The organism is Enterococcus sp. NBRC 3427 (assembly GCF_007996925.1).
GTDB classification, from domain to species: Bacteria; Bacillota; Bacilli; order Lactobacillales; family Enterococcaceae; genus Enterococcus_B; species Enterococcus_B lactis.
This window is the reverse complement of record NZ_BJLL01000010.1, coordinates 60,034-67,712: the sequence shown is the minus strand read 5'-3', so window position 1 is coordinate 67,712 and position 7,679 is coordinate 60,034. Positions and strand designations below refer to the sequence as shown.

The 7,679-nt window shown below is 39.8% G+C and carries 5 protein-coding genes; all 5 read right to left on the bottom strand.

What is annotated here, in order from left to right; all coding sequences use genetic code 11:
• Positions 1-116 precede the first annotated feature (116 nt).
• Positions 117-1,058, bottom strand: coding sequence for a riboflavin biosynthesis protein RibF (ribF, locus tag ESP02_RS04015; protein WP_002400329.1), 942 nt, complete (start codon positions 1,056-1,058; stop codon positions 117-119).
• Positions 1,059-1,061: 3 nt separating this feature from the next.
• A complete protein-coding gene (gene truB, locus ESP02_RS04010; protein WP_010732414.1) occupies positions 1,062-1,985 on the bottom strand; it encodes a tRNA pseudouridine(55) synthase TruB in 924 nt (307 codons plus the stop codon).
• A gap of 365 nt (positions 1,986-2,350) precedes the next feature.
• Positions 2,351-4,714 carry a phosphoketolase gene (locus ESP02_RS04005; RefSeq protein WP_002400335.1) on the bottom strand — a complete coding sequence of 788 codons (2,364 nt, stop codon included), beginning with the start codon at positions 4,712-4,714 and terminating at the stop codon, positions 2,351-2,353.
• A gap of 284 nt (positions 4,715-4,998) precedes the next feature.
• On the bottom strand, positions 4,999-5,346 hold the full coding sequence (gene rbfA, locus ESP02_RS04000) for a 30S ribosome-binding factor RbfA (protein ID WP_002400336.1): 348 nt from the start codon (positions 5,344-5,346) through the stop codon (positions 4,999-5,001).
• Between the two features lie 22 nt (positions 5,347-5,368).
• A complete protein-coding gene (gene infB, locus ESP02_RS03995) occupies positions 5,369-7,675 on the bottom strand; it encodes a translation initiation factor IF-2 (protein ID WP_002400337.1) in 2,307 nt (768 codons plus the stop codon).
• Positions 7,676-7,679 lie beyond the last annotated feature (4 nt).

Below are 7,679 nucleotides of genomic sequence, written 5' to 3'. Positions count from 1 at the left end.
ATTCGGAAAAAGGGCTGTGACAAGACTTTTGTCACATCCCTTTCATGCGCTTATTTATCAACCATTTCGTTGTAATTGCTATTTATGCATAAAGATTAGCTCTCACGGACATTATTTTATTGCTGAGAAAAATATTCAGCTGTTGCTTGTTCATCCTCCTTGAGTTGTTCAATCAATTCCTCTACACTTGAAAATTTCACTTGATCTCTTAAAAATTGATTCCAACGTACTTTGACATGCTCGCCATAGATATCTTGATTAAAGTCCAAAATATACAACTCTACAGTCAGCTCCCGTCCTTCACCAAATGTATCATTATGTCCAATTGAACCCATGGCTGGATACCAAGTTTCCCCAATTTTTATTTCCGATACATAAACACCTTCTTTAGGTAAATGGACTGTGCTCTTTACTTTGACATTTGCTGTAGGGAATCCTAATAATCTTCCTCGTGCATCGCCATGAACAACTACCCCTTCTACCTCGTATATGCAACCTAATAGTTTTGCCGCTTCTTTTACTTGACCGCTGTCTAGCAATCCTCGAATACGTGTAGAGCTGATTTTTTCGCCTTGTTCTTCTTCTTTAGAGACTGTGACGATTTTGAATCTTCCCTTAGCATATTCAGGAAAATGAGCGACGTCCGCGATGTCTTTTGGTCCATAGGTGTAATCAAAACCGGAAACAGCATATTTCGCATGTAATCCTACGATATATTGATCAACAAACTCTTGTGGCGCTAAATGAGCAAAAGAAGAAGTAAAATCGACTTCATATAAATAATCGATACCCAAAGCTGCCATTTTTTCTTCTTTTTGCTTCAGGCTAGTCAAATACTTCACACTGCTAGGATCGATCTTCTTAAAAACAATCGATGGATGTTGATTGAAAGTCATCAATGCTAATTTCAATCCTTCTTTTTGTGCAATTTCCATACCTGTCTTTATGACTTTCTGGTGTCCGATATGCACGCCGTCAAAAAATCCCAGTACTAAAACGACATCGTCTTCTGGAATTTGTTCTGGTTGGTAAGGATGTCTGATCTTGATGATATTCATTCGTTATTCCTCATTTCTCAATACTTTACTAGGTTTTAGTTTATTTTTTTCTTTCGGGTTTGGCTGATAGATACTTACGACTTTTTCTTTATAAAATAAGGCAATTTCCTCTGAAGGCATTTCTGGGAGCGCAAATACAGTATAATCAAGTCTCATACCGTTTTTTACTTTCTGCCATACCTCATCAGTAATATCTACTCGTTTGAACCGTTCCACTCCTTTTTCAATTGGCAGCAAATACTCATCGATCGTACCGTTTTCTACAGCTTGAGCTACTTCTTCTAATGTTAACGCTTCTTTTTGGTCCATACCGGCGCTTGCTGTTCGAGTGAGATCAGACATGTGTGCAGGGTAACCAAGTTTCTTGCCTGTATCCACAGCTAATGTACGGACATAGGTTCCTTTCCCACATTCTACTTCGAAACGCCAAGAAATGGTTCCTGCCACTTCGTCTCTTGTCAGTTCGCTTGTTCGGATAAAACGGTAAATTTGAGCCTTCCTAACAGGCCGCTCCACTGGTTCGTTATTCCGTGCATATTCATATAACCGCTTACCGTTAACTTTTACTGCTGAGTACATGGGCGGTATCTGGGTAATCTCACCAATAAATGAAGCCATCACTTCATCTATTTTTTCTTCAGATAAAGACATATCCACTGGTTTTGTTTCTACTCGTTCTCCGGATCGATCTTCCGTCGTTGTACTGAAACCTAGAGTCATCTCGCCCACATAGATTTTCCCAGAATCTGTCAAATATTCGATAACTTTTGTGGCTTTCCCGATACAAATAGGCAATACACCGTCTACATCCGGGTCAAGCGTACCCCCATGTCCGATTTTTTTCGTATGTAAGATTTTTCTTAATTTAAATACGCAATCATGACTTGTCATTCCGCGTTCTTTCCATAAAGGTAATAACCCGTCCATGTCTTTTCTCCATTTCATTTTTGATTTAACTGAATTATTATAACACATTGCATCTATTACTGACGAATTTGACATCATAATGAACGGTTTTTATTTTTCGGCAATAAAAACGTAACAAAATTCATGCTCACGTAAATAGAAATCATGTTATGCTTTTTTTAAAGGAGGGAATAGAATGGAAGATTTTTTCTTTGCACCATTTGATTGGATTTATGGGTGGCTTACAGGTAAATAGATTGGTTCTCACTTCCCAAAAACGAAAAAAAAGACTGGTCATTCTTCCAGTCTTTTTTCCGTTTTTTTTTATTTTTTCAGTTTCTTGATCAATGTAAAAAATTTTGTTTTTCGGGGTCGATTTTATCACTTTATTGGTCAAGATTTTTCCATTTCCAATCCAATACTTCTGGCAGATCAATACCATTTTCACGAATATAGTTTTGATGTTCTTGTAATTTCTGATCCATTTTTTTTGCAAAATCTTCTGCTTGACTTCCTTTGATTTTTAAAGCTGCATCTTTTGCCAAATGATAACGGTCAAGTTCATTTACCACACGCATGTCAAATGGTGTCGTGATATCTCCGTTTTCTTTGTAGCCATGAATCATTAAATGATGGTTATGACGATCAAAGAAAATCGTGCGGACCAATGTTTCATAACCGTGGAAAGCAAATAAGATCGGTTTGTCTTTTGTAAAATATTGGTCAAATTCTTCATCGCTCAACCCACGCGGATCTTGACTTGGATGACGTAATTTCAATAAATCTACAACATTGATGAACCGGATTTTTAATTTTGGGAATTCTTCCAGCAGCAAAGTCACAGCTGCTAATGCTTCTAAGTTAGATTCCGTTCCTGCAGCAGCAATGACCAATTCAGGTTCCTCCTCTTTTGCTGTCGAAGCCCAATCAATGATTTTCAAGCCTTCATTCACTAAGACGGCTGCTTCTTCTGCTGAGTAAAATTGAGCACGCGGATGTTTGGAAGAGATGATCAAATTGATTTTTTCTGACGAGCGGAATGCTTTGTCCATGACTGCGAGCAATGTATTTGCATCCGCAGGCAGATATTCACGGATGAACTCCGCCTTCTTTTCTGCCAAATGTGTCAATATTCCTGGATCTTGGTGGCTATATCCATTGTGATCTTGCTGGAAGACTGTTGAGCTTGCAATGAGATTCAGCGAGGGATAATCATTTCGCCAAGAAAGGTCATGTGATTTCCGCATCCATTTGAAGTGCTGAGTCAACATAGAGTCAACCACTCGCAAGAATGATTCGTAACTTGCAAAAAAACCATGCCGTCCAGTCAGAACGTACCCTTCTAAGAACCCTTCATCTTGGTGTTCCGATAATTGACTGTCGATGACGCGACCAGATGGCGAAAGCCATTCATCATTTTCTGGTTCGATTTTTTCCATCCATTGGCGATTTGTCGTTTTGAAAACTTGATTCAATCGGTTTGATTTTGTTTCATCTGGACCAAATATACGGAAATTTTCTGGATTTTTCTCAATGATCTCGCGAACGAATTTACCAAGTTCGGTCATATCTTCTGCTTTAACGGAGCCCGGTTGTTCAAATTGCAAAGTATATTTTTTCCAATCTGGCATAACAAGCGGTTTCGGATCGATTCCGCCATTGGTGATAGGATTTTTTGCCATTCTTTGGTCACCAGTGGGCGCGATTTCTCTGATTTCTTCTAAAATATGTCCTTGTGCATCAAATAATTTTTCTGGTTCATAGGATTTCAACCAACGGAGTAAAGCATCTGCATGATCCATATGTTCTTGATCTACAGGAATCGGTACTTGGTGTGCACGGAAGGTTCCTTCAATTGGCTCCCCGTCCCATTCTTCTGGACCGGTCCATCCTTTTGGTGTGCGTACGATCAATACTGGCCATTTTGGCATCACGACATCTGTTGCTGTCTTCAGGCGAGCTTCTTTTTGGATGGATTTGATTTTCTCGATTGCTTGATCCATTTTTTCAGCCATAACAGGATTTAATTTTTCTGGATCATTTCCTTCAATAAAGAAAGGTTCCCAGCCAAGTCCGTTAAAGTAATTTGCTAATTCTCCATCTGATTTACGTGCTAAGATCGTTGGGTTGGCTATTTTAGCACCATTTAAATGAAGGATTGGTAAAACAGCTCCATCTTTCACCGGATTGATAAAGACATTTGAGAACCAGCTTCCAGCTAAAGGACCGGTTTCTGCTTCACCATCACCAATCACGACAGCAGAGATTACTTCAGGATTGTCTAATACAGCTCCGACTCCATGGGAAAGAGAGTATCCAAGCTCTCCCCCTTCATGGATAGAACCTGGTGTTTCTGGTGCTGCATGAGAAGCAATGCCTCCAGGAAATGAAAATCGCTTGAATAATTTTTGCATTCCTGTCTCATCTTCCGTTACTTCTGGATAGATTTCTGTGTAACTTCCATCTAAATAAGCATTCGATACCATGACTTGTCCGCCGTGTCCTGGTCCTTCGATATAAAACATGTTCAAATCATATTTATTGATGACTCGGTTCAAATGGACATAAATAAAATTTTGACCAGGAATCGTTCCCCAATGACCGATTGGATGTTTTTTGACATCTTCTGGTTTCAATGTATGTCTCAGTAAGGGGTTATCTTTAAGATAAATTTGCCCGACAGAAAGATAATTGGCAGCACGCCACCAAGCCGTCATTTTATCAAAGTATTCTTTACTAGAATAATCCATACGTAACACTCCTTTTCATTATTACTCTTATTCTAGCGCAGATACTCCTAATTGAAACCTAATAAGCACTTCTGTTCATTTGCTTAGATTTTATATCTAGTCAAAAACTTCAACGTGATTTTTCTTTTAACTGGCGGCAGACCGACAAATTCAAACTTTTATGGTACGTTCCACTGATCTTCTAGTTACTTGGCTATATAACCTGACTGTCACTACATACGTCTTAATGAAAACAAAAAAAATCCCGCAACCCCTGATTTCACAGGATTTACGGGATTTTTTGATTAGTCTTTGTTCAAGTTGCGAAGCAATTCATCGATATGGTTGCCATAGACAACTGATTCATCTAATTCAAAGGACAATTCAGGTGTTTTGTAAATACTTAGATTGTGCCCTAGCTCTCGACGAATCAATCCTGATGCTTTATCCAATCCTTCTTGTGCTTTTTTCTTTTCAGAAGCTAAATCAGAAAGGATGCTGTAATAGATTGTTGCTTGTTGAAGATCGCCTGTTACGTGTACATCAGTGATCGTTACATCTTGCACACGAGGATCTCTTACTTTTTTACGTAGGATCTCATTGACTTCTTTTAAGATTTCTTGACCAACTCGACGGTCGCGATAATTTGCCATATCGAGGAACCTCCTTTAGATATTAGTCTTTTTTGATTTCTTCCATAACGAATCCTTCAATTACGTCATCTACTTTGATGTCATTGAATTTTTCAATCATAGCACCGCATTCATAGCCCATTTTGACTTCTTTTACGTCATCTTTGAAACGTTTCAAACTTGCCAATTGGCCTTCATAGATAACGATACCGTCACGGATCACACGGACACCGCTATCTCTGCGGATATAGCCTTCTGTTACATATGCACCAGCGATCGTGCCGACTTTGGATACTTTGAATGTTTCACGTACAATCATTTGACCAGTGATTTTTTCTTCATATTCTGGGTCAAGCATTCCTTTCATCGCTGTTTCGATTTCATCAATAGCTTTGTAAATGATACGGTGTAAACGAATGTCTACTTCTTCAGCTTCTGCTTGCGCTTTTGCTTGAGGTGTAGGACGGACGTTAAATCCAATGATGATCGCATTACTTGCTGCTGCAAGTGTTACGTCACTTTCATTGATTGCACCTACCGCTGAATGGACGATTTTCACACGTACGCCTTCAACTTCGATTTTTTTCAATGAGGCAGCTAATGCTTCTGCTGACCCTTGAACGTCGGCTTTGATAATGACGTTAACTTCTTTCAACTCGCCTTCTTTCAAGCTTTCAAACAAGTTGTCCAAGGTTACACGGCTGCTTGCAGCGCGGTTTTCCAATAATGCACGTTTTGCGCGTTCTTCCCCCGCTGCACGTGCTGTCTTTTCGTCTTCGAAGACTACGAAACGGTCACCTGCTTGAGGTACATCATTCAAGCCAGTGATTTCTACTGGCGTTGCAGGTCCTGCTTCTTTATCGCGACGGCCAAGATCGTTTGTCATTACACGGACTCGTCCGTAAGTATTACCGACAACGATTGGGTCACCAACATGAAGTGTTCCTTCTTGGACAAGTAAGGTTGACACAGGACCTTTACCTTTATCAAGACGTGCTTCGATCACTGTTCCGATTGCGCGTTGTGTTGGATCTGCTTTTAAATCTTCTACTTCTGCGACTAACAGGATCATTTCCAGCAATTCTTCGATGTTTTGACCGAATTTCGCTGAGATCTCAACAAAGATCGTTTCTCCACCCCATGCTTCAGGAATTAACTCATACTCACTTAATTCTTGCATAACATGTTGAGGGTTTGCACCTGGTTTATCAATTTTGTTTACAGCGACGATAATTGGAACGCCTGCTGCTTTGGCATGGTTGATTGCTTCAACGGTTTGCGGCATGACACCGTCATCTGCAGCGACAACTAAAATCGTGATATCTGTGATACTTGCTCCACGTGCACGCATGCTTGTAAAGGCCGCATGTCCTGGTGTATCCAAGAAAGTGATTGGTTTGCCATCAATATCAATCTGGTAGGCACCGATATGCTGCGTGATTCCGCCGGCTTCGCCGCTTGTTACACGTGAATGGCGCAATGTATCCAATAAGGTTGTTTTCCCGTGGTCTACGTGTCCCATAATTGTTACTACTGGCGGACGTGAGACTAATTTGTCTGGATCAACTTCTTCTGACTCGAAGAATTTATCGATATCTGCAATATCAACTTGGACTTTTTCTTGTGGTTCCATACCATAGTCCGTGGCTAACAGTTCAATCGTATCTTTATCCAGTGCTTGGTTTTGATTGACCATGACGCCAAGCATAAATAATTTTTTAATGATTTCTGCTGGCTCACGATGAATTTTTTTCGCGATGTCTGCTACGTTCATGCCTTCAGTATACTCTAATACATCTGGCAATTCACGGAATTTGCGTGGTGGTACAGCTGGCTTAGTTGATTGTTGCTGTCTGCCTTTTTTACCCTTTTTATTATAACGATTACGGTTGTTATTATTAAATTTGCCGCGATTATTATTGTTTGGTTTGTTGTTATTGTTGGTACGGTTTTGATTGCCGCCTTGGCTCGTTCCTGGACGATTTTGACTGCTAGTATTCCCCGTATTATTTTGGTTTGTTGTTGTTTTTTTTCCTTGATTCACTTGACCGCTCCCTTGACCGCGATCTTGATAACTGCGGTTATTTTTATTTTTTTGTTGATTATTTGTTGTTTCATTTTTACGTTGATCGTTCGGCTGTTGATTGGCTGGTTTTCTGCTTGCTTGTTGTGCAGCTTGTTGTTTCGTGCTTGGGTTTTTGAACGCTTGTTGCAATTTCTTCTCATCACTGCTAGTAATCGCACCCATATGGTTTTTCACATCGATGCCAAGTTGTTGTGCTTTTTCCACGACATCTTTACTAGATTTTTTGAGTTCTTTTGCTAATTCATAGATTCTTTTATTGCCCATGCAA